Origin of the sequence: Psychrobacter lutiphocae DSM 21542 (assembly GCF_000382145.1) — a bacterium.
Classification (GTDB): Bacteria; Pseudomonadota; Gammaproteobacteria; order Pseudomonadales; family Moraxellaceae; genus Psychrobacter; species Psychrobacter lutiphocae.
Map to the genome: position 1 here is coordinate 1 of NZ_KB907632.1, position 26023 is coordinate 26023.

At 42.4% G+C, this 26023-nt stretch carries 21 protein-coding genes and 3 pseudogenes; 13 read left to right on the forward strand and 11 right to left on the reverse strand.

Features of this window, described 5'->3' with window-relative positions; genetic code table 11:
* Positions 1–205: pseudogene (locus H140_RS14030) on the reverse strand (RNA-guided endonuclease InsQ/TnpB family protein); the annotation flags it as partial.
* A gap of 932 nt (positions 206–1137) precedes the next feature.
* Between H140_RS14030 and H140_RS0105565 the strand changes: the two are divergent.
* Positions 1138–1515, forward strand: coding sequence for a hypothetical protein (locus H140_RS0105565; protein WP_019672675.1), 378 nt, complete (start codon positions 1138–1140; stop codon positions 1513–1515).
* Positions 1516–1812: 297 nt separating this feature from the next.
* Here the strand turns inward: H140_RS0105565 and tnpA are convergent.
* Positions 1813–2019 (reverse strand): annotated as a pseudogene (gene tnpA, locus H140_RS15455) (IS200/IS605 family transposase); the annotation flags it as partial.
* Here tnpA and H140_RS16425 point away from each other — a divergent pair.
* Positions 2003–2567, forward strand: a pseudogene (locus H140_RS16425) (RNA-guided endonuclease InsQ/TnpB family protein); the annotation flags it as partial. The pseudogenes tnpA and H140_RS16425 sit on opposite strands and share 17 nt — an antisense overlap.
* A 297-nt stretch (positions 2568–2864) precedes the next feature.
* Here the strand turns inward: H140_RS16425 and H140_RS0105580 are convergent.
* The 5 genes from H140_RS0105580 to rpmI form a co-directional block, all read right to left on the reverse strand.
* Positions 2865–3176 (reverse strand): integration host factor subunit alpha, encoded by a 312-nt coding sequence (locus tag H140_RS0105580; protein WP_026348864.1) that lies wholly within the window; start codon positions 3174–3176, stop codon positions 2865–2867.
* A 422-nt stretch (positions 3177–3598) separates the two neighbouring features.
* Positions 3599–6010, reverse strand: coding sequence for a phenylalanine--tRNA ligase subunit beta (gene pheT / locus H140_RS0105585; protein WP_019672678.1), 2412 nt, complete (start codon positions 6008–6010; stop codon positions 3599–3601).
* 81 nt (positions 6011–6091) lie between these two features.
* On the reverse strand, positions 6092–7195 hold the full coding sequence (pheS, locus tag H140_RS0105590) for a phenylalanine--tRNA ligase subunit alpha (protein WP_019672679.1): 1104 nt from the start codon (positions 7193–7195) through the stop codon (positions 6092–6094).
* Between the two features lie 175 nt (positions 7196–7370).
* Positions 7371–7727 (reverse strand): 50S ribosomal protein L20, encoded by a 357-nt coding sequence (gene rplT, locus H140_RS0105595; protein ID WP_007394884.1) that lies wholly within the window; start codon positions 7725–7727, stop codon positions 7371–7373.
* Between the two features lie 98 nt (positions 7728–7825).
* Complete coding sequence (gene rpmI, locus H140_RS0105600; protein WP_019672680.1) at positions 7826–8023, reverse strand: 50S ribosomal protein L35; 198 nt, start codon at positions 8021–8023, stop codon at positions 7826–7828.
* Positions 8024–8533: 510 nt separating this feature from the next.
* Here rpmI and hisI point away from each other — a divergent pair.
* The 6 genes from hisI to H140_RS0105630 all read left to right on the forward strand — a co-directional run bounded on the left by hisI (position 8534) and on the right by H140_RS0105630 (position 14505).
* Entirely contained in the window at positions 8534–9574 is a 1041-nt protein-coding gene (gene hisI, locus H140_RS0105605; RefSeq protein WP_019672681.1) for a phosphoribosyl-AMP cyclohydrolase, read from the forward strand.
* A gap of 135 nt (positions 9575–9709) precedes the next feature.
* Entirely contained in the window at positions 9710–9964 is a 255-nt protein-coding gene (gene tatA / locus H140_RS0105610; RefSeq protein WP_019672682.1) for a twin-arginine translocase TatA/TatE family subunit, read from the forward strand.
* 69 nt (positions 9965–10033) lie between these two features.
* The gene (gene tatB / locus H140_RS15465; RefSeq protein WP_019672683.1) at positions 10034–10993 is read left to right on the forward strand and encodes a Sec-independent protein translocase protein TatB; all 960 of its coding nucleotides are present in this window, start codon (positions 10034–10036) and stop codon (positions 10991–10993) included.
* 98 nt (positions 10994–11091) lie between these two features.
* Positions 11092–11865 carry a twin-arginine translocase subunit TatC gene (gene tatC, locus H140_RS0105620; protein WP_227672927.1) on the forward strand — a complete coding sequence of 258 codons (774 nt, stop codon included), beginning with the start codon at positions 11092–11094 and terminating at the stop codon, positions 11863–11865.
* 57 nt (positions 11866–11922) lie between these two features.
* Entirely contained in the window at positions 11923–13437 is a 1515-nt protein-coding gene (locus H140_RS0105625) for a UvrD-helicase domain-containing protein (protein ID WP_019672685.1), read from the forward strand.
* Positions 13438–13503: 66 nt separating this feature from the next.
* Entirely contained in the window at positions 13504–14505 is a 1002-nt protein-coding gene (locus tag H140_RS0105630) for a tRNA dihydrouridine synthase (RefSeq protein ID WP_019672686.1), read from the forward strand.
* A gap of 279 nt (positions 14506–14784) precedes the next feature.
* Here H140_RS0105630 and H140_RS0105635 read toward each other — a convergent pair whose 3' ends face one another.
* From H140_RS0105635 to H140_RS0105650, 3 genes are all read right to left on the reverse strand, one after another.
* Complete coding sequence (locus tag H140_RS0105635) at positions 14785–15210, reverse strand: MAPEG family protein (RefSeq protein ID WP_019672687.1); 426 nt, start codon at positions 15208–15210, stop codon at positions 14785–14787.
* Positions 15211–15387: 177 nt separating this feature from the next.
* Positions 15388–15798 carry an OsmC family protein gene (locus tag H140_RS0105640; protein WP_033426870.1) on the reverse strand — a complete coding sequence of 137 codons (411 nt, stop codon included), beginning with the start codon at positions 15796–15798 and terminating at the stop codon, positions 15388–15390.
* Positions 15799–16179: 381 nt separating this feature from the next.
* A complete protein-coding gene (locus tag H140_RS0105650; RefSeq protein ID WP_019672690.1) occupies positions 16180–18117 on the reverse strand; it encodes an autotransporter domain-containing protein in 1938 nt (645 codons plus the stop codon).
* 594 nt (positions 18118–18711) lie between these two features.
* On the opposite strand from H140_RS0105650, the gene H140_RS0105655 reads away from it, so the two are divergent.
* Positions 18712–19233: an RNA pyrophosphohydrolase gene (locus H140_RS0105655; protein ID WP_019672691.1), complete on the forward strand. Its 522-nt coding sequence runs from the start codon at positions 18712–18714 to the stop codon at positions 19231–19233.
* A gap of 117 nt (positions 19234–19350) precedes the next feature.
* On the opposite strand, the gene H140_RS0105660 is transcribed toward H140_RS0105655, so the two are convergent.
* Positions 19351–20217, reverse strand: coding sequence for an NRDE family protein (locus H140_RS0105660; protein WP_019672692.1), 867 nt, complete (start codon positions 20215–20217; stop codon positions 19351–19353).
* A gap of 339 nt (positions 20218–20556) precedes the next feature.
* On the opposite strand from H140_RS0105660, the gene urtA reads away from it, so the two are divergent.
* From urtA to urtD, 4 genes are all read left to right on the forward strand, one after another.
* Positions 20557–21894, forward strand: coding sequence for an urea ABC transporter substrate-binding protein (gene urtA / locus H140_RS0105665; protein ID WP_051086869.1), 1338 nt, complete (start codon positions 20557–20559; stop codon positions 21892–21894).
* A gap of 244 nt (positions 21895–22138) precedes the next feature.
* Positions 22139–23986: an urea ABC transporter permease subunit UrtB gene (urtB, locus tag H140_RS0105670; protein ID WP_019672694.1), complete on the forward strand. Its 1848-nt coding sequence runs from the start codon at positions 22139–22141 to the stop codon at positions 23984–23986.
* Between the two features lie 10 nt (positions 23987–23996).
* Positions 23997–25064: an urea ABC transporter permease subunit UrtC gene (gene urtC, locus H140_RS0105675; protein ID WP_019672695.1), complete on the forward strand. Its 1068-nt coding sequence runs from the start codon at positions 23997–23999 to the stop codon at positions 25062–25064.
* Positions 25065–25066: 2 nt separating this feature from the next.
* Positions 25067–26014 (forward strand): urea ABC transporter ATP-binding protein UrtD, encoded by a 948-nt coding sequence (urtD, locus tag H140_RS0105680; protein WP_019672696.1) that lies wholly within the window; start codon positions 25067–25069, stop codon positions 26012–26014.
* The last annotated feature ends 9 nt before the right edge of the window (positions 26015–26023 follow it).

Genomic DNA, 26023 nt, shown 5'->3' on the forward strand with positions numbered 1-26023 from the left:
GTAAGCCAAGTAATTCACCGCTACCTTTGGTGTATTCGTTTAGGTCATAGGCTGATAGGTCATAGGCTAAAAACAACTTGCCTGTTCGCCTTAGGTGTTTGTAACTTAGGTCATTGACATAGTTCCACGCATAGTTGACACTCCCAGCTATTTTGTTTAGCTGGTTTGCGTGTTTGTCTTTGATGCGTAGCTTGAGTGTTTTCATAGGGTTGGTGTGTCAAATTTACTGTTTGGCTGCAAGTATAGTTGTAGTCGAATAAATGAGTTACCAGGCAACCGAGTGCAAGTACTACTGAAGTAGGCTAAACGAGGTTAACACTGTAACTCTTTTATGTGGCTGTGACTATAATTATGCGATAGTCTGTGCTGCCTTATATCTGCCGCTTAAAGTCGGTGGTTTTACGGCAACCTTGGATAAATTTGAGTAAAAAATAATATTGACATATTTCGTTACATATTTAATGGCACTTTGTCATCTTGTTGTCAAAATCGTTACTGACTTTTTTGGTGCAAGCCATTATTATATTTAATGGTATAGGGTTAGTTTACGTTATATAAGTTGAATTGTTAGTGCTTTATATATTTCCCTTAACTTACTTCTTCTATCACTTAACTTTTCTATTTTAAGCTTAAGGCTCTATTTTGAGCTTAAAGCAATTTAAGGTAAGCGACTTATATTGATTTATTATCAATAAAAACAGGTACTTATACTTTAGGTGTTTATGTTACTTTAGGTACTTATGCTAAAGACAAACAGCTAGATCTTTGGTGGTAACCCGAATGATTACTGTCAAGCCTATATGATGTATTCTAATCATATGTACCTTATTGATAGTTATACTGTAATACCTGCAATCTAAATGTTTAGCTTATTAAATACTTACCAAACATAGAAATAAAGTATATTATTAGCTATATAAAAAACAAACAGGCAATATTTCGTTAAAAATTGTATCTAAATATAATGTTTAATGAGATTTACTTTAACTTGTAATATAAGTGATGTATAATCGCTAACGAATTCTGACTCTTCAAGATTTGATTATAAAAAGTTAGTTGACAGTAAATACTTTCTTTTTTCTGAGTAACTTTTTATATGATGTTGTGTCAGTTATATTTCACTATTTGGAGAAAATTATGAATCTTAAGCTAATCGCACTTTCAGGTCTAATGGCCGCTACTCTTGGTCTAACTGCATGTGGTAACAAACAAGAAGAAGCACCTGCTGAGCAACCAGTTGTTGAAGAAGCAGTAACTACTGAAGAAGTAGCCGCTGAAGAAGCTTCTATCGATGCTGAAGCTGCTGCTAGCGATGCTGAAGCCGCTGCTGGCGACGCTATGGAAGCTGCTGGTGATGCCGCTGCTGCTGCTGGCGATGCTGCTACTGACGCTGTTGCTGAAGCTGCTGACACAGCCGCTGATGCTGCCAATGCCGCTGCTGATGCTGCTACTGACGCCGCAGAAGCTGCTGGTGATGCTGCCGAAGCTGCTGCTGACGAAGTTACTGCACAGTAATTTAAAAAGCAGTAATTTAGAAAGCAATCTCGTAAACTCGTGATTTAGCATTAGGTTTAGTGGATGCAGTTAATTAAACTCAGTCCTAACTAAACCATACAAGTCATAAAAGTCGCTAAGTAGCTTGTGTATCTTACATCTACTTTGCAACTGCAAAAAAAGAGAGCCAATTGGCTCTCTTTTTTTGTTGATGTTGATACGTCTGTTAATACATCTGTTAATCAACTCTTACACTTTATCCAACGTTGTCTTATCCACCGACTTCAAGGGATGGATAAGGCAACTGTGTAGCCATGCTTACGCAAAAAAAGCTGTTTGGTGTGGCGTATTTTGCTGTTCGATATACTGGTGGATAATCTCAATTGGAGCACCGCCACAGCTACCTGCAAAGTAACTGGGTGACCACAACGCACTACCCCATAACTGTTTAGAGATAGATGGATATTGCTTTTTGCGAATAAGCCGACTAGAAACGCCTTTCAAACTATTAACCAAGCTTGAGATAGTACAAGACAGTCGTAACCGTTGGTATGCCTGTATCACTGTTAAAGACTTTCCTAAACAAGCTAGCGGTAAAGGGAGTCTCGGTGTTGATTTAGGCTTAACAGAGTCAGCCACTACCTCAAATGGTGATAAGCTGACAACCAAACAAACTCAAAAATAGGCGGATACACAAATTCACCACCCAATTAGTCAAAGATAATGCCTTGATAGTGGTTGGTGATGTTAAATCACGCTCATTTACAAATTCGATGACCAAACTGGCTAAATCAACATACGATGCAGGATGGTTTGAATTTAAGCGACAACTGGAATATAAATGCAAGTATGCAGGTTGTCAGTTTGAGATAGTAAATGAGAGTTACACTACCCAGACTAGCTCACACTGGCGCAAAATAAGCGATAGTAGTCCGAAAGGTAGAGCATCTCTTGGAATAAGAGAATGGAGGTGTGCTAAGTGTGGCACATGGCATGATAGAGATATCAATGCTGCGAAAAACATCCTTGCGGTCGGGCTTGACCGTCTAGATGTAGGAATCTCCTCAGTTTAGCGAGGGGAGGAAGTCAATGAACCTTGGTCTTAGCTAAGCAACACTTAGACTTAGCTAAAAACCCAAACTTGCTAAAAACTTAGACTTTGCAAACAAATAGACACTATAATTTATAAAACTTATAAATAGACGCTTAGTTAAAATTGGTACATATGTTAATCAGGAGTATAGTTATAGTTTAGCTAATGATCTAGTCATTAACTAATGGCTTAGTTAATTAAGAGCTTAGTTAATTAAGAGCTTAGTTAATTAAGAGCTTAGTCGTCAATTAAAGCCCTTAGTCAGTTAAGTTACAAACTATACCACTTGCCTCTCATCTACTTGACGACGAAGCTTTTGGCCTGCCCTAAAAGTAACAACTCGGCGTGCACTGATCTCTACTTCTTCACCAGTCTTTGGATTACGCCCTGGACGGCTTTTTTTATCTTTTAATAAAAAATTGCCAAACCCAGAAAGTTTCACCTCTCTACCTTCTACTAGGTGGGCATAGATTTCATCAAAAAATGAATCTACCAATAATCGACCTTGCTGGCGAGTAAAGCCAAACTTATCAACCAAATGGTCGATAATGTCCGCCTTCGTCAAGGTATCTGATTTTAATAATGTCATTACGGCTTCCTTATCATCTAAAATCCTTTGGTCATCCTTAAAAAACCAGGGAGGGTGAGCGCTATTCTTATGATAGCTATTGGGCTTTTTAGGGCGCATCATACACACACCCTAAAGCTTTCTCTTACAATTATACTTTATATTCAGGTCTGTTATTCTATATTATGCGTAATTAACAGCATAATATCCATTATTTTTATTCAGGACTGGATAGAATTGACAAATATCACTAATAGAGACTGTTATTGTGCAATACGCAATAATATATGTAACACTTAGGCGCTCTAAGTGCATAGACTTTACAAGATCTTAGCAAAAATAGTCCTGCCTCTTTGAGCTAATGCTAAATATCAATTCTATACAAGCCCCTAGCTTTACTCTGCTTTAGCTTTTTTGTAGCAGAAACCTACCTTATAGATGACTTAGCTATCCCTTAACTGAGCCCCATGCTCGCTTTGCAAGGCTTGAACTACCTTATCCATTACCGTATTTACCATCTCATCTGATAACGTTTGTACTGGATCTTGCCAAATTAGAGCAAAAGCAACCGAACGCATACCTTCTGGTGTATGCTCACCTTGATAGACATCAAACAACCAATGCTGCTGAAGCAACGCTCCACCTGCCTTACGTATGGTGGCAGACAGTGCTTGACGAGGAATATCAGCATTGACCAAAAGCGCAATATCACGGCGCACTTGCGGAAACTTAGATAAGCGAACAATCGCTTGCGTCTCACGAGCCTGCTGTAATACAGGAGTCAGACTTAATTGTGCAACCCAAGTAGTGGGTAAGTCAAGTTTTTGAGCGACACTAGGATGCAATTGACCCAACCATCCGACAGCCTCACCATCGATTAATAAGGTTGCACTTTGACCTGGATGCAAAAAGCTTAAATCACAGCGCTCGTAGCTGAGTCGTGCATCGTCAACAGCGACAGGAAGTAGTTGCTCTACATCATGCTTTAGGTCAAAAAAGTCCATCGCGCGGCTACCATGCGCTTGCTCTGGATATACATTACCCGTTGCTATAATCGCCAGACTTGGAGTCTGTACTAGCTCAGCAACTGTCGCTCCCACGAAGCTTAATCCAGTCTCAAAGAAACGCACTCTTGGCTGCTGACGATTTAAGTTGTATTGAACGCAGGGAATTAAGCTTGATAGTAGCGTACGGCGCATGACTGCTAAGTCAGCTGAAATAGGATTGGCTAATGGCAGTAGATTACCCAGCTTTGGATCATCAAGGATTTGTTCGACCTTGTCATCACTGAAGCTAAAACTGATGGCTTCCATATAGCCAGCATCCACCATAGTTAACTTCAGGCGATGAGTCAAATCATAGCTATCATCATAGCGCATATCCACACCAAGCTTAGGCAAAATACTTGGAATATTATCATAGCCATAAATTCGGGCGACTTCTTCAATCAAGTCTTCTTTGATTTCAATATCAAATCGATGACTAGGTGGCACACAGCTAAGAATTACTTGACCTTGCTGCTCAGTTTGAGTGACCTCAATTTCAAGCTGAGTTAGAATATCGATAATACGCTGGGTATCTATATGCAGTCCAATAACCTCAGATACCTTATTAGCTGGCAATATCACCGCCTCACGCTTTGGAAGCTGCTTAGGATTCTCAGCAACAGTAATCTGCCCCACTTGTGCGTGCGCAATATCACTGATTAAACTGACAGCACGATTTAGTGCCGTTATCGGCAACTCAAAATCTACACCACGTTCAAATCGCTGTGACGCATCCGTATGCAAGCCAAAACGGCGAGCACGACCCGCAATCGCTAAGGGATCAAAAAAGGCACTTTCTAACACGATATTGGTGGTGACATCTGTCACACTGCTGCGCATACCGCCCATAATCCCAGCCAACGCCAAGATACCTTCATCATCTGCAATGACCAGCTCATCACCGGTTAAGGTTACTGTCTGCTCATTTAGCAGTTCTACGCTTTCGCCAGCTGTCGCCAAACGAACCTGAATATCACCAACAATTTTATCCGCATCAAAGGCATGCAAGGGCTGACCTAGCTCTAGTAACACATAGTTGGTCACATCGACCAAGAAGTTGTGTAGGCGCTGACCACTTTGCAGTAACGTTTTTTGCATCCAGTCTGGGGTCTCAACTTGACGGTCAATATTAAGCACTGGCTGAGCCAAATAACGTGGACAAGCTTCCGTCGCGGTAACCTGTACTGCTTGACGGGTTTCAATATTTGGCGCTTGCTGTTGGATATCTGGCGGGGTACAGCTTATACCATTAATCACCGCAATTTCACGGGCGATACCACGCACGCTAAAGCAGTCACCACGGTTTGGCGTAATTGAGATGTCTAAAATCTTATTGTCCAAACCTAAGTATTTACGGATGTCTGTACCGACAGGCGCATCATCAGGAAGTTCAAGCAAGCCGTCTACCACATCTGGCAAGTCAATTTCTGAAGCACCGCACAGCATACCCTGTGACTCAACACCACGCAGCTTACTTTTTTTAATTTTAAAGCCTTTGCCATCATCGGTAGGCAACTTAGCACCAATAGTCGCCACTGGTGCACGCATACCCACACGTACATTAGGTGCACCACACACAATCTGTAACGGTGCATCGGCATCAATGTTCACTTGGGTCACACGCAGCTTATCAGCATCAGGATGCGGCTCAACTGAAATAACCTCACCGATAACCACACCACTAAAGTCGGCTGCAACGGTTTCGATATCATCGATTTCTAGTCCGACCATCGTTAGCTGATCGGCCAGCTGCTGTGTATTGTTGTTGGGATTTGCCCACTCACGTAACCACTGTTCACTAATTTTCATAAAGTTCTCAAAAGGATGTCAATTTATTGTATTTTGTCATGTTTTGTCGTATCGACTAAGCAATTATATGAGCCTACGGAATCAACCAAACTGGCGCAAAAAACGCACATCGTTTTGGAAGAACAAACGCAAATCATCAATGCCATAATACAGCATGGCAAAGCGCTCAATCCCCATTCCAAAGGCAAAGCCAGTATATTTTTCAGGATCTATACCGCAATTACTTAATACTTTTGGGTGCACCATACCGCAACCCATCACCTCAAGCCACTTACCATTATCCGCTAAAATATCAACCTCAGCTGACGGCTCAGTGAATGGGAAGAAAGACGGACGGAAACGCACCGTCAGCTGACGACCAAAAAAGGCCTCTAAAAACTCATTAATTAGTCCTTTTAACTCAGCAAAGGTGGTATGTTCTGTCACCATTAAGCCTTCTAGCTGATGGAACATTGGCGAGTGAGTTTGATCCGAATCACAGCGATACACACGGCCAGGACAGATAATACGGATTGGTGGCTCACCTGCCTCCATCGTACGAATCTGTACTGGACTGGTGTGGGTACGCAACAAATAATGCGCATCAAAATAAAAAGTATCATGCATCGCACGCGCTGGGTGATGTGACGGGATATTTAGTGCTTCAAAGTTATAATAATCACTTTCAACCTCTGGGCCCGTCGCCACGTTAAAGCCAGCTTGCATAAAGAACTGCTGCATACGCTGCGCTGCCATAGTGACAGGGTGCAGCTGCCCTTTTTGTTGACCACGTGCTGGCAAAGTGATATCTATACGCTCAGCAGCCAACTTGGCATTAAGTGCTGCGGTTTCAAGCGCTTGTTGTTGTGCATTAAGACCTTCATTAATCTGCGTACGCACTTGATGTAACCAACCACCTTTGGTTTTTTTGTCATCGGCATCAAGCTTACCCATTTGCTTTGACCATTGGGTTAGCGCACTTTTTTTACCCGTTAAGTTGACTCGCATTTGCTGCAAGTCAGCGCTGGTTACTATCTTAGTAATGGCCTGCTGGGCAGCTTGCGTATAGCCTTGCAGTTGCTCTTGCGTCAACTCGCTCAATACTTCCGATAAGATCGGTAAGCTGGCAATCAATTCATTAATGCTAGGCTTTGATTCAGAGTTATGATCATGTTGAGTATTTGATGTGCTGTCAGGTTGAGTCATGTAAGCATTCTCAGATAGTTGTTGGATGGGCCGCCTATCGCAAACAAGGCGCCTTCAATTGCGGAAATTAAAAATAACACGAATAATAAAATTGTAAGCAAATTAAACAAAAAAAGCCATCGATATGCGATGGCTTCTTTTTTGTACGAGCTGCTTAGCGTTTAATTAATGCTAATTAAGCCAAAGCAGCTTTTGCTTTTTCAGTCAAAGCGGTGAATGCAGCAGCATCATGCATAGCGATATCCGCTAGGACACGACGATCAATTTCGATGTTTGCTTTTTTCAGACCGTTGATGAAACGGCTATAACTTAAACCATTTAAACGTGCACCAGCGTTAATACGAGCGATCCAAAGACGACGGAAAGTACGTTTTTTGTTGCGACGGTCACGGTATGCGTATTGGCCAGCTTTAGTAACTGCTTGAACCGCTACACGATAAACACGTGAACGAGCGCCGTAATAACCTTTAGCGCGTTTTAAGATTTTTTTGTGACGACGATTGGCTTGAACACCACGTTTTACACGGGCCATAAGATACTCCTAATAAATTGATTTGCCTGTACTTATACGTTTAATTAAATCATTTTAATTAAGTAAAGTAATATAAGAACAATAAGAATTAAGTGGGTTTATAAATAAGGGCACATACGGCGAACCGCAGCTACATCAGCAACATGTACCATTTTCGTACCACGTAATTGGCGAATACGTTTAGGAGACTTTTTGGTCAGAATGTGACGTTTGAACGCTTGCTTGCGCTTAAAGCCGTTAGCAGTTTTTTTGAAACGCTTAGCAGCACCACGTTTTGTTTTCATTTTAACTTTCATAAGAACCTCTTATTCTTTGTTGTTAGCTTCTAGTGATATCATTACTATTAAATAAATAAATATTTAATTAATAATAAAAACAACACCTTGCTTAACAGCCAAGGGAAAACCTGTTCGTCAGTGAATTATTCATCATCTTTACTGTATTGTTAACCAATTTAATTTGGCACGCAATTTTTAAAATCGCTGCCTCAACCAGTCATAGTAAAAGACGCAAATAACCCTGCCTTGAGGTGGGAAGTGCGTATTCTAGCAGAACTGCCTCGATTAACCAACCTTATTTGTGCGAAATTTGACCAGACCTTCGTTTAATTCAACTAAAATAGGTTTATTTTTGTTATTTCATCTCAAATGCCAGTTTGCAATAATGATGATTGAGGGATAAACCTATATACTAGAGCTGTTTCCTATTTGCAGTGTTAAGTTGCTACGTTATGATTAAGTAGACGCTGTGACTCAATAGACACTGTGACTAAACCGACGTTATGATTAAATATAGAGTATGATCTCATGTCCCATCTAGATCCAACTAAATCAACAAAATCGACACACTTAACGACTGCGTCAAATCAGCCAGAACAGAGCCATGACACCCCTACGCATGGAGAGTCATGGTTAGATGAGGTTCAGTTCAATGCAGATGGTCTTATTCCTGCCATTGCTCAAGATAAAGCCACTGGTGATATCTTGATGATGGCATGGATGAACCGAGAATCACTGCTACTAACAGCACAGACCAAAACCGCAGTCTATTTTTCACGCTCTCGTAACAAACTATGGCACAAAGGCGAAAGCTCAGGTCATACCCAAATTGTGCATCAATTGTATTTAGACTGCGATGCCGATGTTATCGTGCTAGAAGTCACCCAAATTGGTAATATTGCCTGTCATACTGGGCGTAAGTCTTGCTTTTATCGCCAATTAGATTTATCAAACTCATCCAACCCAAGTTGGAAAAATGTGTTACCAGTAGTCAAAGACCCAGACGCTATTTATGGTAAGCGTGGTAGTGATATAATAACCGCAGAAAATGCCAACCAACCAGCGTCTGACACAAACAATGCTACTGAAGCAAGCAGCACCCTAGGCCTAAATGGTACCGTAGAAGTAGAAGCCAGCATCATTCTAAAACAACTGGATCAAGTATTACTTGAGCGCAAACAAGCTGATGCTGATAGCTCTTACGTAGCAAGCTTATACGCTAAAGGCATCAACAAAATTTTAGAAAAAGTAGGTGAAGAGGCGGTTGAAACTATTATTGCAGCCAAAGACTTGGCATATTATGAGGCCAGCGCTGAATATGACCACCTTAATAACAACTCTATTGACGAGCAACACCTAACTGATAAGCAATTCCTTACGAATGAGCAACAACTGACCCATAAACACGTACTAAAAAACAACTTAATCTATGAGATCACAGATGTCTGGTTTCATACCTTAGTCACCTTGGCCTGGTTTAATATTGGCTCTGAGCAGATATTAACAGAGCTTGCTAGACGCTTTGGCTTATCAGGCATTGAAGAAAAAAATAGCCGCACTAAGCAGTAACACAATAAGCAGTAAGCAGTAAATAGGTATCCGTAACCATAGCGCATAACTATACTCAATGCGCTCTAGCAACTTCTATTTCTCACTTTTTATATTTATAAAAATTTTTCTGCAACTTACTAAAAGGACAAGACAATGAGCTTATCTCCAATGCAGTTACTAATTATTCTAGGTATTGCCCTACTTATCTTTGGCACCTCGAAGCTAAAAAATGCTGGCAAAGACCTTGGCGGCGCAGTGAAAGGCTTTAAAGATGCGGTCAAAGATGAAGATGAAGCACATGCCAAAAAGCAGCACAAAGTCATTGATCATGATAGCAATGTGAGCAATAGCGTGAACAGCAGCAATATAGATGATGCGAAAGTCAAAGAAGATTCGCATCAGTCTTAAGCCGTTAACGTGAACCTCGTTACTTAATTCAGCCTTGCTATTTAGACAGTCATAGGACAAAAAGCGGTTATGTTTGACTTTAGTTTTTATGAGCTCTTGGTATTTGGGGTCATCGCCCTGATTGTGCTAGGCCCTGAAAAGCTGCCGCAAGCGGTGCGCACTTTGGGTACTTATTACGCCAAATTTCGCCGTACTGTCGGCACTATCAAAGCAGAAATGGAAGCAGAGCTAGACTTAGCTGAGACTCGACAACTGATGCAAGAAGAACTGGCCAAAATACGTCAAACTGAAGCCAAAATGAAGCGTGAAATGGATCAGTTACGCGACAGTATGCAAGAGTTTGAACAACAACAAAACTCACAACTGAAGCAGACCCTACACTCAGACAGTCCTACGGCTGATACCTCGGCTGCTAAGCTCGATACGCCTGCCCCAACGCAAAATATCAATTATCTGAATGAAAAAACTGATGCGCAGGAAAGTGCCGAGCTTACCGAACACAACGCCTCGGCTCAACAGCCAGTCGATAATGACAGCAATGCAGCGCAGAGCCGTATCGATACAAGTAACCGTAAGGTTATTGCCAAAGCCAAACGCCCAGAGCATGACAACTGGGTGCATCCTGTGGCTGGTGCTACGCCAACTACTATTGCTGCTTCAACCACTATTGCTGCTCCAACCACTATTGCTACACCAACTACGATGGCTGCGTCAGAGATTGAATCAGAAGCGGCTGATCCAGACACTCAGCTAGCTCAAGCGAATGCTGACAGCCATACCCATACAAACGAGCGCTCTGATAAACATTTGGATGAGGGCTGGCGCTTACCAATGTGCCGTCCTTGGGAAAATATGTGGTTTTTGCTCGGTGATTATGATCGTGCAAAACGCTTACCACCAGCGCCGTTTTTGCCCAATCGCAAAGCCAATCCATTATTAAATGCAATAACTAGCAACCATACGACAATAAACGCGACAACGCCATCATCCCTTACATCGGTTTCCTCTAGTCCTGAGGTCAATTCATGAGCGTATTAGATAAAGACCATCAGAAATCGACCTCAACAAACAGCAACCATCCCTCGCAAAACAGTAACCATCCTTTAGAAAGTGATGCAAGTGATACTATGGCAAATAAAGATGACAATCATCTAGCAGACATGCCCTTAACTGAGCACTTAGTTGAATTAAGGGCTCATTTGATTAAGATTGTGGCAGTTATTGCGATTATCTTTTTGGCCTTGGTCGGTTTTTCACGTCAGCTATATGACTTAATCTCTGCACCTTTGGTCGAGATACTACCGACTGCCTCGACCATGATTGCCATAGATCCTGTGGCTAACTTTATGGCACCAATTCGCTTAACGCTGTTGACTGCTGCATTTATAGCCATGCCCTTTATCCTATATCAAATCTGGTCATTTATTGCCCCTGGTCTGTACAAGCATGAAAAACGGATTGCAGTACCGATACTACTTTCCTCTATTGTGCTGTTTTATACTGGAGTGGCGTTTGCCTACTTTATTGTATTAAAACGAGCATTAAGCTTCTTGATTACCTTTTCGCCTTCAAGCGTGGTGCCAATGACCGATATTGAAAGCTACTTGAACTTTGTCACTAAGCTATTAATGCTGTTTGGTATTACCTTTGAAATACCTGTGGTGGTGCTGATTTTGGTCGTTACTGGTATAGTGTCTGTTTCATCCTTAGCTTCAAAACGTCGCTATGTGATCGTAGGCTGTTTTGCAGCAGCTGGTGTGATGTCTCCACCAGATGTACCCTCCATGTTTTTGTTAGCATTGCCAATGATCTTATTATTCGAGTTTGGCTTGTTAATGGCTCGCATATTAGTTAAAGAAAAAAAAGCAGCGCTTACTGATAAAGAAGAAGACCAAATCTAGGTATTTTCTTACTATCCTATCTGTAACTTAAATCAATATTTTAATAGGTAATTGTCCATGTCTGTTACTGAGTACTCATCCGATTCAATGCCCACTTACATGAGCGATCCGACCGATGAGCAGTTGGCAGCGTTAAACATGGCGATGGATGGTAAAACCTTCAAAATCGTTGCTTACGCTGGTGCAGGTAAAACCACCACACTTAAGTTAATCAGTGAGCGCTTACGTGGTCGTGGCTTGTATTTGGCCTTTAACAAAGGCATTGCCACCGAGGCAAAACAAAAATTCCCAGGTCATGTCGATTGCCGTACCTTTCACTCACTGGCTTATCGCCATGTTCCCAGAGACATTACCGCTAAGCTGTCACTGCCACGCTTTTCTCCCAAACGCTTAGGCGATGATTTGGGACTGCGTACGGTACAAGTACGCCGTCAAATTGAAGGCAAAACCAATTATGTTAACTTGACGCCAGCCCGCCAAGCCCGCTTTGTCAGTGATGCAGTCAGCTACTTTTGTAGCACCCATGCCAGCTACCCTGCCCCACGCCATTTGCAGTTTCCAAGCTGGGTCAACGAATCAGACGCTGAACAGCTACGTGATATGCTGTATCCTGCTGTCGAAAAGCGCTGGCTACAATCGATAGATGCCCGCCACCCTGCTGGCATCGGTCATGATATTTATCTAAAACTATGGGCACTATCAAAACCAACCATCCCTGCGGATTTTATTTTGTTTGATGAGGCGCAAGATGCGGATCCGTTAATGATGGGTATTTTGACTCAGCAGCCACGGCAAGTCATCTACGTTGGGGACGCACACCAGCAAATTTATGAATGGCGTGGTGCAGTAAATGCCATGAAAAAACTACCTTTACCACAAACGCTTCTCACCCAGTCGTTTCGCTTTGGTGAAGATATTGCTGATGTGGCCAATTTGCTATTAAAAGAGCTACAAGAAGAGGTGCCACTAAAGGGCAACCCAAAGAAAAAATCATCTACTACCAAAATTAGCGCTCAAGGCAAAAAAGATGCCATCTTGTGTCGAACCAATGCGGCAGCTATGACTCAACTGTTGGCTGGATTAAAAAGTGGGCATAAGGTTGCCTTGCAAGCAGATGCCGATAGAATGCTGAAGTTTTGTAAAGCAGCAGAGAGCTTAAAGGCCGGTAAATCAGCTTATGGTGTCCCTGAGTTGGCTTACTTTTATCAGTGGAGTGATGTGCAAGATTATGCAGAAACCAATGAGGGCAGTGACCTAAAAACTTTGGTTAAACTGGTTGATGATCATGGCACAGAAGTACTGAGCAAAGCGGTCAACAGCTTAACCGATGTCAAAGATGCTGACTACGTTATCTCTACTGCACATAAGGCCAAGGGGCTAGAGTGGGATCAGGTGCAACTCGACGATGATTTTTATTATGACGTTACGCCACATGGGCTAAAGATAACTCCAGAAGAGTTACGCCTGCTATATGTGGCCTGTACTCGCGCTAAAGATAACTTGGATATTCATCACATCAAAGACTTAATCTCAGGGTTAAAAACGGGTAAAAAAGTGATTTATGGATCTTAATCCTTACAAATAGATTGAAATGATACAGTGTAAATTTTTATTAGAATAGAAGACAATCCATACTCTATGAGCCAAACCACCGCCTATCAGCACCAAGCAGCTCAGCAGCAAGCAACTGCGAAGTTATTCGCCAACCCTGTGCGTCTGCTTGCCCCTATGGAGGGGCTTACTGACCCGTTAATGCGCCAAATATTGACTGAGATTGCGCATGACTTAGGCCGTCCGTATGATTGGTCAGTCAGTGAGTTTATCCGTGTCACTCATCATGTGCTGCCAGCACACGTTTTTTATCGCTATGTGCCTGAGCTTAAACATAACAGCAAAACGGCCAGTGGAACACCCATTCATATTCAGCTACTAGGTAGTGAGCCTGAGTTAATGGCACAAAATGCAGTGGCGGCATGTGGGCTGGGTGCTCCAGCCATAGACTTAAATTTTGGTTGCCCAGCTAAGACGGTGAACAATCATCGTGGCGGTAGTGTACTGCTCGATGAGCCTAGCTTGATGCGAGACATCATATCTGCGGTACGAGACGCAGTACCAAGCCATATTCCAGTATCTGCCAAGATACGTCTAGGCTACACCGATACTAGCAATCTTGATGATATTCGCCATGCTATCGGTGACAGTGGCGCTAACTGGCTGACCATCCATGCCCGTACTAAGACACAAGGCTATAAACCCCCTGCATATTGGGAAAAAATTGCTGACTTTACCCGCTTACCGATACCCATTATTGCCAATGGTGAAATCTGGAATAACCAACAGGCGCAGCGCTGCATCGAGCAAGCCAACACTCCACATCTGATGCTTGGGCGTGGTGCTGTGACTCGTCCAGACTTGGTGGCGCAGGTTGATAATCCACAAGCTTTAGTTGAATGGCAATCCCTTATTTCACATCAAATTGCATTTTTAAATGGCGATGCCAAAACCGACAAGGGACTGATAGGACGTTATAAACAGTGGTTAGCAATGCTAAGTAAAGGTTATGCTGAAGCCAATTCGCTATGGCATATCATAAAAAAAATGCGTGACAAACAGGCCATTATCGACCAGTTGCACGCTTAAGCTTATTAAAACAACCCCATTCTCAACATCAATAGCTAGCAACATTAATAATTGATTTATGGACAGTATATTTCGTTTATCTATTGCAAAATACTGAAAAATGTAGGGAGCCCCCCTTTCTCAAAGGGGGATTTAGGGGGATTTTAGTTATGTTATGTTTGGCCTAAAATCCATCCCCAACCCTTCCTTTTAAAAAGGAAGGGAGCCAAACCTTACATAAGCTACGACCTACATTTTAAGTTGAGATTGGTATTAAACTTATTAAAACAAAACTGACAGCTAAAACGCCATACGCATGCTTAAATAAAACAGCATAAAGCAGCACACCATAGACAATCCCCAAATAATAGAGCGGAGTGTGGGTAGGTTAGTGATATAAGCAATGCCATAAGCAATACGCAATACCACATACATCACTGCCAAATAGTTAACCACTATCTGAGGCACAAAAAATAGCATGGCGACAATCACAGAGGCCAAAAATATCGGCAAACTTTCAAAACTATTTTGCTGAGCGGCATTGGCTCTAGCTGCTACGCCTGTCATATTGGACAGCTTCTCACGCGGATGGGCATTATCTGCCATACGAAATCCACCCAATACTTTGGCAAAAGCTGCAAATATAAAGGGCAAAGCACTGGCAATAATCAGACACCAAATGGCCACACCCGATGACTCAGGGATTAATGCAAAAAACCAACTCATCTCATCTCTCTTTACAACGTCTCTAAATTGTCGTCTTTATTGTGATTGTTAGTGTTATACCAAACCTGAAAATTAAGATATCGAGGAAAACGAGTGTAAACGCTACAAATAGTAGGTTTAGCGAGTTTGACAAAGATAGGTTGTTTTTCAGAAAAGGTATTATATTATCATAGACAACTAACCCACTACCACCTCATAGCTGTGGGTAACTCGCACTCCACCATCAACAAGCATTTTGCTAGCTGAGCAGTATTTATCCGCAGATAGTTCTACTGCTTTGGCTACCTGCTTTTCTTTCACATCATTACCTGTGACTACAAAGTGCAAATGAATATCGGTATATACCGCAGGCACGGCATCTGCTCGCACAGCCGATAGCGCACAGCGCACATCGAGCACATCTTGACGGCATTTGCCCAAAATACTGACCACATCATAACTGGCACAGCCACCAAGTCCTAATAACACCAACTCCATGGGACTTGCACCTGCCTCTTTATTGGCATCAATATCCACCACCTTGCCTGACGGTGCAGTGCCAATAAAATGCTTGTCTTCTTTCCAAACCACACTGCCTTGAAGTGGCATACTTGTTGGCGCTATTCTTGGGGCGTCATTACTCATTTGGACTTACTCCTGATACGAGACCTGTACTATTTTATTTTACAGTAGTTTAACATCAGCTGCTGCTAATCCTAGCATGACCATCGGCCAATGCAAATAATCTTTGGTAACTCCCTGACGCTCACTACCTACTCGATTCAACTATTAATTCAACTATTAATTCAACTATTAATTCAACTATTAATTCAACTATTAATTCAACTATTAATTCAATATAAAAAGCCAGTATCAATTGGCACTGGCTATAATATAGGCGCTGGCTGGCTGTATAATAAATACTCGCCACAAGATTGTACTTAATGTATCTTATTCAACTTGTCTTGCCTAAGCCATCTTATTCGATGCTTAAAACTTACCACTCACCCCAACAAATACACTGGTCATGTCATCGTCATCACCAGTGGCATGTGATACCCCAGCATTGGCAGTCAAAGCACCAAACTGACGTGAGATACCAAGGCTAACACCAAAGCTATCATCATCTAAGTCTAACCTAGGTGTACTAAAGGGCATATCTGGCTGCGTATTTAAACGGGCAGTTACTTCTCTGTGATTGTCATTGAGCTGTTTTTGATAATGTACATCGCCAAATACATGAGTCTTATCATTTAATTGACTGCTCGCCTTCACTCCTACTGTGCCATAGGTGGTGCTGTATTTTTGCTTATCAAACTGCATGGCCATACCAGTCGTTTCTTTTTCTTTGATCGCATCTAGCTTAACTTGATTGGCTGTCGCTGCCAAATATGGTGTCATACTGATTTGGCTAAACTGGGCAAAGTCATTTAATGGCAATGGATACCCAGCCTGAAGTGTAGCATAGTAACGCTTACCATCAGCATCTGATTTGAACTGTTGCTGAATAGTATCAAGCGCAACAATACGGTTGATGTCTATATCAATTTTGCCATAGCCAATTGCACCATTAAGCTGCACATTGCCCAATTTATTGCTGTGGTATAGACCAACACCGATTTCATCAAAATCAATCTTATTGATACCACTACGCATACTCTTATCCAGCTTAGCTTGGCTGATGTGACCATAAATACCGCTGATGGCGTCTGCTGAGCCTGGATAATCATAGTCTAAGCCCAGTAGCAGCTGCACATTGCCACTGCTATCAAATCCTGCTACATCCAATGAGCTTATATCAGCAGATGCCCAAACTGATGGGCCTGAAGACTGGCGTGCTGGCTTGATACTTTGACCTTGATTGAGGTGAGCTTGTAACCGCTGGGTCGTTGCTAAACCTGACTGAGTGACAATGTGCGGTAACAAACCAACCTGGCTTGGCGCAGTTACTACCGCATTGGCATAGTCTGCAATCATGCGATGTGCCCGCCCTGTTGGATGAATACTGTCAGCAAAAAAGTAGCTATTTTCCGCACCCGCCTCTACCAAATCATCACGACCACATTCAAGCGAGCTGGTCTCGCCACAGGCCTTTTCTGTTAAGTTGCTATAACCATAAGCCGCTGGATTGGCCGCCACTTGTTGCAACAAACTAAAGGTGTCTAACGGAATAATATTGGCACCGGTTTTTTGAGCTGCTGAATACATGCTCTCGTTATACTGTGTCGCAAACTGAGTGCTTAGGTCTTGGAAAAAACTGCCGGCGGCGACAGCGCTTGGTGTCAGTCCCACATCTGGGATATTGGGTACCAAAATATAATTGGCGCCATTGGCTTGTAACTTTTGAATAACAGCCACTTGATCGGCAGCAGCCTCTTCAATAATACTATTGGCTGCACCTAGATTTTCAACGACGGACAGTAAGTCATTGGCACCAATCCAGACTGCATATAGCCCGTTGGGATCAACCGATTTTGACGCCAAAAAGCTGTCTAACTGGCTGCGTGCTGAGGCGATAGGAATACCTGAGCGATCAACATCAATCCCAGCTCGTGCGCCACCTATGGCATAGTTGTTACCTGAATTATCGCCACCCAAAGTATTGGGCACAGCAGCCGTGCCTAATTGCTGAGCCAATGAGCTGGCCCACGTATTGTCTGGGTTGGTGGTAAATTGGCCGGACTCTTCTTGGGGTGATAGTGGCTTAAAATAACCGCCATCGGTCAGACTGTCACCAAAAAAGGTGACACTGCTGTAATCGCTATTATAGTTACTGGCGTAAGCGCTGCCGGCTGTGACCAAACTGACTGCTAAAATTGCTTTGGTTAAGGTTTTTAAAGCGCTCGACGTTTTAGTTTTTGATGAGGCTGATTTTGATGTAGCTGGTTTTGATGAGAACGATTGAACATAAAGATGAGATGTAGACATCTTGACTTCCTTGTCATAAATAAAATAAGGTCAGTTAAAAATAACTGATAGTGAACAATTGTATATGCTTTACTAAAAGCTGGCAATCATTTTGCAAAAACCACAATCAGAATCAAATACCTAGCCGCTTATACCGCTTGTACTATTTACACCGCGTCTATTAACATCCCTTCTATTTATACGTCTTCTATTTATATGGATTCCATCTTGCTTGCCAATCTCAACGCTTGCCCCCATATAATTAGTATCAAAAGCTTAAAACACAGCTGACATTGCTGACAAAACTAACGCCCTAGTTGGCAACAACATACAGTCAAAAACACTAAAAATATGCCAAATAAGTTCAATATGTTAGCGTATTTTACCAAGAGGGGCGGTCAGCTAAACTGTGAAACATTTTATATCAAAATATCATTACCATTTAACTTGATTTACTGGTTTAATAGAAGCAACGATAATCAAACTGTTAATTCTTTGTTTTGATTGCAGATTCAGTTGCAGGTTTACTTGCCTATTAAAATGATAAAAGATGCAAGCTAATAAAGAATAATAGATTGATCTACTTCAACATTTTTAAATTTTAAGGTTTTCGTCATGATTGATGCAGACGGCTTTCGAGCCAATGTCGGTATCATCTTGGCAAATACACAAGGACAAGTACTATGGGCAAAACGAGTTGGTCATGATTCTTGGCAGTTCCCTCAAGGGGGTATTGATAAGGGAGAAACTCCCCTCGATGCCATGTACCGAGAGCTGTGGGAGGAGGTAGGCTTATATCCTCGACACGTTCAGCTTTTAGCTGCTACTGATAACTGGCTAAGATATCGCCTGCCCAAGCGTTATATACGCCATGGACAGCATCCTTTGTGTATTGGACAAAAGCAAAAGTGGTTTTTGCTCCAGCTAGATGAGCCGAATACTGAACATATCCGCTTTGATACAGCTAAGCCAGAGTTTGACCATTGGAAGTGGGTCAGCTATTGGTATCCGTTAGGTCAAGTGGTTCACTTTAAACGAGGGGTATATCGCCGTGCATTGCGAGAGCTGGCACGTGAGTTACCGCTAAAAAAAGAATTGGTTTTACCTGAGCAGACGAATCACTTACTGCAAGTTTAATAGGTGTAACCTTTACTTTTATTTGTTTAACTTGATTTTACTATGTAACAAAAGAGGCCTGTATCCATTGATACGGGCTTTTTTTGTGCGCTATTCTATCTTTAATACACGCCAGCTTTAATACGTACCAGCCTTATATTCTCGACTGAATAAAGTTAACTCAAGCTTCTTGTTAAAGTCTGTCATATTATCTTTATATTGATTTGGACTTTGCTCTTTATTAATGATCGTCTGTTTTAACGTCAAAATGCTTTGAGTCCTAGTACCATAGTTAGGTAACTTAGGTGTATCAATACAGATGGATGACAAGGATTGTTCCAGCTCTGATGGCATACCTGTATCTGGCAAGGCTGTACCTTTTGGGGCTTGCCTACTATCTGACAGCACCTCCCAAGCCGCTGGTTGCCAGTAGCTCATATCACCCTTATAAAACTCAAAACTCTCAGCGATAAGCGGTAGGATCTCTTGACGTACTCGCCCACGCAATTTTTCACACTTAAACCATTCATCATCTGGCTGACCATTAGAGATAACATGCAGGCCACTATATAGAGGGGTCGGTGGATACCCTCGGTTGTTTACAATGACTGCTTGTTTGTCATCGCCAACAATCAGGTTGAAGCCTGCATAGGCCTGTAAATCGATTTGTTTGGCATAAACCAAAGGCGATACATCGCTAGTTAAAAAGTTGGTGACCAACTCACCACGTGAGCGCTGATTTTCAGTCGCTTGTATCCCATCTCTAAAATTTAATACTGTGGCCCATCGTCCATTTTGTCTTAATAGTGCTTCCGAACCATTGACTTGTTTTTGGTGAATACCGAGCCATGTTCCACCGCTTGTATTATCACGTCCAGCATAAATAGGCGCATCTAACCACTGATGTACTGATGTGGTCGGGCGTGCTAAAAACTCATCTCGATTTGACAGTAATACTAATGGCATCTCATCAAATAACTGCCAAGCAATGGCGACAATGCACATAGCAACTCCTTATTTAAGTGTGTCATTTTTTATGACTATTTTTATTAATGACTATTTTTATTAATCACTATTTTTACTGAGTGTACTCACTCACTTCCTTACTCTTATGGTGCAAATACTCCGTTTCTAATACTTGCATCACCAATATGGTGCAAAAACAAGAGGTAATTCTCTAAAAAATAACGGTTTAGGTACATTTTAATGTATTTCAACTTGGCATGGATATTGAACTATTAGTATCAGTCAAACACAACAGGTTTATATTTACCACCCTGCTACTTTTTTTATTTTTTTAGGAGAAAAATTATGTCGTTATCTTCATCCGTTGCCACACTGAACATGACATCTACTGATGCACTAACAGCTATCCAACATACACCCACCTCATTCAAGTCACGCCTATCGTTATTAGCCGTTGCCGTTGTGGGTAGTCTAAGTCTTATCGGTTGTCAAAAGCCTGCTGAAACCACACCAGCAACAGAAACATCTGAAACTTCAACCGAAACAACCTCAACGCCAGCAACAGATGGCGATACGATCAAGGTCGGTATTTTACACTCACTGTCAGGCACTATGGCCATCTCTGAAACCTCGTTAAAAGACACCGCCTTGATGACCATTGATGAGATTAATGCAAATGGCGGTGTATTGGGCAAAAAGCTTGAACCTGTCGTGGTTGATCCTGCGTCAGATTGGCCATTATTTGCGGAAAAGGCACGTCAGCTATTAACCCAAGACGAAGTTGACGTTATCTTTGGGGGTTGGACGTCTGTCTCTCGTAAGTCAGTACTGCCTGTGGTGGAAGAGTTAAATGGCTTGATGTTTTATCCTGTTCAGTATGAAGGTCAAGAGCAGTCTGAAAATATCTTTTACACAGGAGCTGCGCCCAACCAACAAGCTATTCCTGCGGTTGAGTACCTAATGAGCCCTGAGGGCGGTAGTGCAGAGCGCTTTGTATTACTGGGTACGGATTATGTTTATCCACGCACCACCAATCAGATTTTACGTGCTTTCTTAAAGTCGAAGGGCGTGGCGGATGAAGACATCATGGAAGAGTATACCCCATTTGGCTTTAGTAACTATCAAACCATCGTAGGTAATGTTAAAAACTTTGCAGCAGGTAAAAAGACAGCGGTCATCTCTACTATTAATGGAGACTCAAACGTGCCGTTTTATCGTGAGCTTGCTAACCAAGGCATTAAAGCTTCTGACATCCCTGTTATGGCATTTTCGGTCGGTGAGGAGGAGCTACGGGGTATCGATACCAGCTTGTTAGAGGGTCATTTGGCAGCATGGAACTATTTCATGTCGATCAAAAACCCAATTAACAACGACTTTACCAAAAAATATCAGCAATATGCCGTAGATCACAACCTACCTAATGCCGATAAAGTTGTGACTAATGATCCTATGGAAGCCACTTATGTGGGCATCAATTTGTGGAAGCAAGCGGTTGAAAAGGCAGGTACCACAGATGTAGATAAGGTACGCATAAGTATGGGTGGTCAGACCTTTGATGCACCATCAGGCTATACCTTAAAAATGGATGAAGAAAACCATCACTTATGGAAGCCTGTGATGATTGGACAGATTCGTACAGACGGTCAGTTTGATGTCATTAACAAAACACCAGAAGTGATTCGTGCTGAGCCTTGGAGCCAGTATATTCCAAAATAAAGCGGCTTTTTAATACAGATAAGTCTTTTTTCTACACCTTCAACCCTCTTTCTTACGGCTGTTGCTGCTTTCATTGCCTTCAACCATTAACAAGAGGGTTGTTATCGACTTAATTATACCAAATCTGAAAATTAAGATATCGAGGAAAACGAGTGCAAATGCTACAAGTAGTAGATTTAGCGAGTTTGACAAAGATAGGTTATTTTTCAGAAAAGGTATTACATGACCACTAAGGAGCCGCTCTATGCTGCACCCGACTTTAAGCGCAGTGACAGAAGATGCCTTGCCCGACCATTCCAATCACACCCAATCAGATGTGTCATCGCACACTCAGCTTTTTTTTCAGCGCTGTGCCAATGCTAAATTTACATGGTTACCATTATTACTTGTCAGTTTGTTAACCCTATTACCTACGGCTCATGCAGATGACTCAGCTGTCACATTATCATCACAAACTGCAACAAATACCTCTGACATTGCAGCAAATCAAGTAGGTCAAGCATCAGATACTGAGCAAGTAAACAGTGCCTCAGGTGATGTGATCGAACAGTTTGTAGCAGCAGATTTTTCCAAGCGCCAAGCCATGCTAAATAGTTGGCCCGGTAGTGTTGAAAGCTTAGATACCTTAGTTGACCTTATCAGCAAAGATGAGCTCTATCAGGGCAATGGAGGTCAGACTTATCTATTAAGCAGTGATGATCAATTATTTACTTATCCAGATAAACAACAAACCTCAGACTGGCCCAGTGACTTATCTCAAGTCACTTTGACCAATGCTTTACGCTCAGCACTGATTTTTGGGCAAGCTAAGTTAAAACTGGCCTCAGAAAACCCCTCGCAGCGTTTAGAAGCGGTAGAAATTTTATCGGATAATATTGATCAAGTTGACCCAGCTCTTATCAGTAGCGCAACAACCAATGAAAGTAATCATAAGGTTGTTGAAGCCCTTACAGCGTTGCAAGCGCGTATTAATTTTAGAGATGGTAATCTTGCCACTAAAATTGCAGCTGTCCATCAGTTAGCGAACAGTGATAATCCGCAAGTATTGGTAGATATCCAGTCGGCATTGGCTACTGACAACCTAGATCCACAGTTACTAGATCCACAGTTACTAGATCCACAGTTACTAGATCCACAGTTAAAAGCCGCACTTATAGATGCTGAAAGCAGTGTTTCTAATCGTATCCAAATCAGTACTTGGACGGGTCACTTATTCACTGGCATGAGTACTGCCAGTATTTTGTTACTCGCCGCTTTAGGCTTGGCCATTACTTTTGGTCTGCTTGGGGTGATAAACATGGCTCATGGTGAGCTGATTATGATTGGTGCCTATGCCACCTATATGGTGCAAAATCTATTCCAAGCCTATTTACCAGGCATGGCAGGTTGGTACTTAGTGGCAGCTATTCCTGTGGCGTTCTTAGTCAGCGCTATTATCGGTATGATTATTGAGCGTATCGTCATTCGACCCTTATATGGCCGTGAGCTAGAGACTTTACTTGCCACCTTTGGTGTCAGCCTTATCTTAATGCAGTTGGTACGCATGATCTTTGGTGCACAAAACGTTGAGGTTAGTAACGTAAGCTGGTTAAGCGGGGCTTATCAAGTGTCTTCTAGCCTATCCCTACCATATAACCGCATCGCCATTATCGGTTTTACCATCATTGTATTGGCGCTGCTGGTTTATTTGCTAAACAAAACCCGTTTTGGCCTATTCGTCCGAGCAGTCACTCAAAACCGTCAAATGGCACGCTCTGTGGGTATCCCTTCAGCACGTATAGATATGTTGGCCTTTGGCCTAGGCTCAGGTTTAGCAGGTCTTGCTGGCTGTGCCTTGGCTCAAGTAGGTAACGTGGGTCCAGACTTAGGTCAAACTTATATTATTGATGCCTTCTTAGTGGTGGTAGTCGGTGGTGTAGGTCAGGTATGGGGGGCTGTATTGGCTGCTCTAGGCCTCGGTGTCAGTGGCACTGTTCTCGAAATCGGTATTGGTGCTGTAATGGCCAAAATAGTTTTATTGGTTCTTGTCATTCTGTTTATTCAGAAACGTCCACAAGGTTTATTCGCACTCAAAGGCCGCTTTGTGGATTAAGGAGAACACCATGAGCTTTACCCAATTATTATCAGACAAACCCCGTAATGCCCTACTTATTGGCCTATGTTTCTTAGTTCTATTGATGTTGCCTTGGCTACATTTAATGCCTGAAACTTCGGCATTGCATTTATCCGCTTATTGGATAACTCTAATTGGCAAAATTATGGCATTGGCCATGGTCGCCTTAGCACTAGACTTGGTTTGGGGCTATGCGGGTATACTCAGCTTAGGTCACGGCTTGTACTTTGCCTTAGGTGGCTATGCTTTTGGTATGTACTTGACTCGAGAAACTGCTGGAGATGCCCTACCTGACTTTATGCGCTTTTTAAGTTGGACTGAAATGCCTTGGTATTGGGCAGGAACCCAATATTTCTGGTGGTCAATAGCTTTAGTGGTATTGGTTCCAGGGTTGGTGGCTTTTATTTTTGGTTATTTTGCTTTTCGCTCAAAAATCAAAGGCGTTTATTTCTCCATCATCACCCAAGCCATGACCTACGCTGCGGCGCTGCTGTTCTTCCGTAACGAAACTGGCTTTGGTGGTAATAATGGCTTTACTGGATTTACTACTGTCTTAGGGTATGACATTACCGCAGCCTCTACTCGAGCCATGCTCTGCTTTGTAACCGCTTTGGCCTTGCTATTGTCCTATATCGGGCTGCGTTATCTTATGAACCAACCTTATGGTCGTGTGCTTGGTGCCATTCGTGATAGTGAAAACCGTTTGCAGTATCTAGGTTATAGAACCTTGTGGTACAAGCTATCTGCTTGGGTATTGTCTGCGATTATTGCAGGGATTGCCGGGGCATTGTATGTGCCACAAGTAGGCATTATCAATCCAGGTGAAATGAATCCCGTTAACTCCATCGAGATGGCGGTATGGGTAGCTGCTGGTGGTCGTGGCACGTTAATTGGTGCGATTGTTGGCGCTGGTGCGGTGAATGCGATTAAAACTTACTTTACCGTAGCTTATCCAGAGTTTTGGCTACTAATTTTAGGGGGGCTGTTTGTTGTCGTTACCCTATTTTTACCAAATGGCATTATCGGTCTGCTTGATCGCTTTAAGAAGGAAAAGTAATAATGACAAATCAAATCACCTTACCAAATACAGCACAGCCAGATCCAGATACAGGCATTAGTGATCCATCATATACTAACCAACTATCTACGACACTATCTACTAATAGTCATCAACCAGTAACTGGCTTAGAGTTAGGTATAGAAGATCAGAATTTTGCTAGCGCAGCAGGTCTTGTCCATCCTGTCCCTAAGTCAGGGCCTGATTTAAGTCACGGCATTGCCTTATATCTTGAAGAAGTCAGTGTTTGGTTTGACTCCTTTCGTGCACTTAACAACCTATCATTATACATTGAAAAAGGTGAGTTGCGCTGTATTATTGGGCCTAACGGGGCAGGCAAGACCACGCTAATGGATGTGATCACAGGTAAAACTCGCCCGACAACAGGCACCGCTTTTTTTGGTCAAGTCCATGATTTATCCAAGCTGTCTACCGAGCAAATCGCTGAAGCTGGTATCGGGCGCAAATTCCAAAAGCCGACAGTTTTCGAAAACTTTACCGTACTAGATAACTTGATGTTAGCAGCTCCTAAAGACAAACGGGTTTCAAAAAGTTGGTTTACTAAAATTGATGCTGATACCCAAGCTACGCTGGAATCAACGCTACAGCAAATTCGTTTAACTGAAATGTTACACAAGCCAGCGGGGCTATTGTCACATGGTCAAAAGCAGTGGCTAGAGATTGGTATGCTTTTGATGCAAAGTCCAAAACTTATTCTACTCGATGAGCCTGTGGCAGGAATGACTGATGCAGAAACCGAACACACTGCTGAATTATGCCTACGCCTGAAGCAAAACCATACTTTGGTAGTGGTCGAGCATGACATGACCTTTATCGATGCCATCAGCGAAAAGGTGACTGTACTGGCTAACGGTGCCATCTTGGCAGAGGGAACCTTAGATGAGGTTCAAAATGATGAGGCGGTTATTGAAACTTATTTGGGTCGATAATTTGTCTTA

What these genes read in the sequence shown, in the direction of transcription:
- H140_RS0105650 (WP_019672690.1), bottom strand. Translation starts at nt 18,117, where the DNA reads ATGTCTACATCTCATCTTTATGTTCAATCGTTCTCATCAAAACCAGCT.
- H140_RS0105635 (WP_019672687.1), bottom strand. Translation starts at nt 15,210, where the DNA reads ATGAGTTGGTTTTTTGCATTAATCCCTGAGTCATCGGGTGTGGCCATT.
- H140_RS0105580 (WP_026348864.1), bottom strand. Translation starts at nt 3,176, where the DNA reads ATGACATTATTAAAATCAGATACCTTGACGAAGGCGGACATTATCGAC.
- H140_RS0105655 (WP_019672691.1), top strand. Translation starts at nt 18,712, where the DNA reads ATGATTGATGCAGACGGCTTTCGAGCCAATGTCGGTATCATCTTGGCA.
- H140_RS0105660 (WP_019672692.1), bottom strand. Translation starts at nt 20,217, where the DNA reads ATGTGCATTGTCGCCATTGCTTGGCAGTTATTTGATGAGATGCCATTA.
- tatB (WP_019672683.1), top strand. Translation starts at nt 10,034, where the DNA reads ATGTTTGACTTTAGTTTTTATGAGCTCTTGGTATTTGGGGTCATCGCC.
- rpmI (WP_019672680.1), bottom strand. Translation starts at nt 8,023, where the DNA reads ATGAAAGTTAAAATGAAAACAAAACGTGGTGCTGCTAAGCGTTTCAAA.
- urtA (WP_051086869.1), top strand. Translation starts at nt 20,557, where the DNA reads ATGACATCTACTGATGCACTAACAGCTATCCAACATACACCCACCTCA.
- urtB (WP_019672694.1), top strand. Translation starts at nt 22,139, where the DNA reads ATGCTGCACCCGACTTTAAGCGCAGTGACAGAAGATGCCTTGCCCGAC.
- tatC (WP_227672927.1), top strand. Translation starts at nt 11,092, where the DNA reads ATGGCAAATAAAGATGACAATCATCTAGCAGACATGCCCTTAACTGAG.
- pheS (WP_019672679.1), bottom strand. Translation starts at nt 7,195, where the DNA reads ATGACTCAACCTGACAGCACATCAAATACTCAACATGATCATAACTCT.
- H140_RS0105630 (WP_019672686.1), top strand. Translation starts at nt 13,504, where the DNA reads ATGAGCCAAACCACCGCCTATCAGCACCAAGCAGCTCAGCAGCAAGCA.
- urtC (WP_019672695.1), top strand. Translation starts at nt 23,997, where the DNA reads ATGAGCTTTACCCAATTATTATCAGACAAACCCCGTAATGCCCTACTT.
- urtD (WP_019672696.1), top strand. Translation starts at nt 25,067, where the DNA reads ATGACAAATCAAATCACCTTACCAAATACAGCACAGCCAGATCCAGAT.
- tatA (WP_019672682.1), top strand. Translation starts at nt 9,710, where the DNA reads ATGAGCTTATCTCCAATGCAGTTACTAATTATTCTAGGTATTGCCCTA.
- H140_RS0105565 (WP_019672675.1), top strand. Translation starts at nt 1,138, where the DNA reads ATGAATCTTAAGCTAATCGCACTTTCAGGTCTAATGGCCGCTACTCTT.
- pheT (WP_019672678.1), bottom strand. Translation starts at nt 6,010, where the DNA reads ATGAAAATTAGTGAACAGTGGTTACGTGAGTGGGCAAATCCCAACAAC.
- hisI (WP_019672681.1), top strand. Translation starts at nt 8,534, where the DNA reads ATGTCCCATCTAGATCCAACTAAATCAACAAAATCGACACACTTAACG.
- rplT (WP_007394884.1), bottom strand. Translation starts at nt 7,727, where the DNA reads ATGGCCCGTGTAAAACGTGGTGTTCAAGCCAATCGTCGTCACAAAAAA.
- H140_RS0105625 (WP_019672685.1), top strand. Translation starts at nt 11,923, where the DNA reads ATGTCTGTTACTGAGTACTCATCCGATTCAATGCCCACTTACATGAGC.
- H140_RS0105640 (WP_033426870.1), bottom strand. Translation starts at nt 15,798, where the DNA reads ATGCCACTTCAAGGCAGTGTGGTTTGGAAAGAAGACAAGCATTTTATT.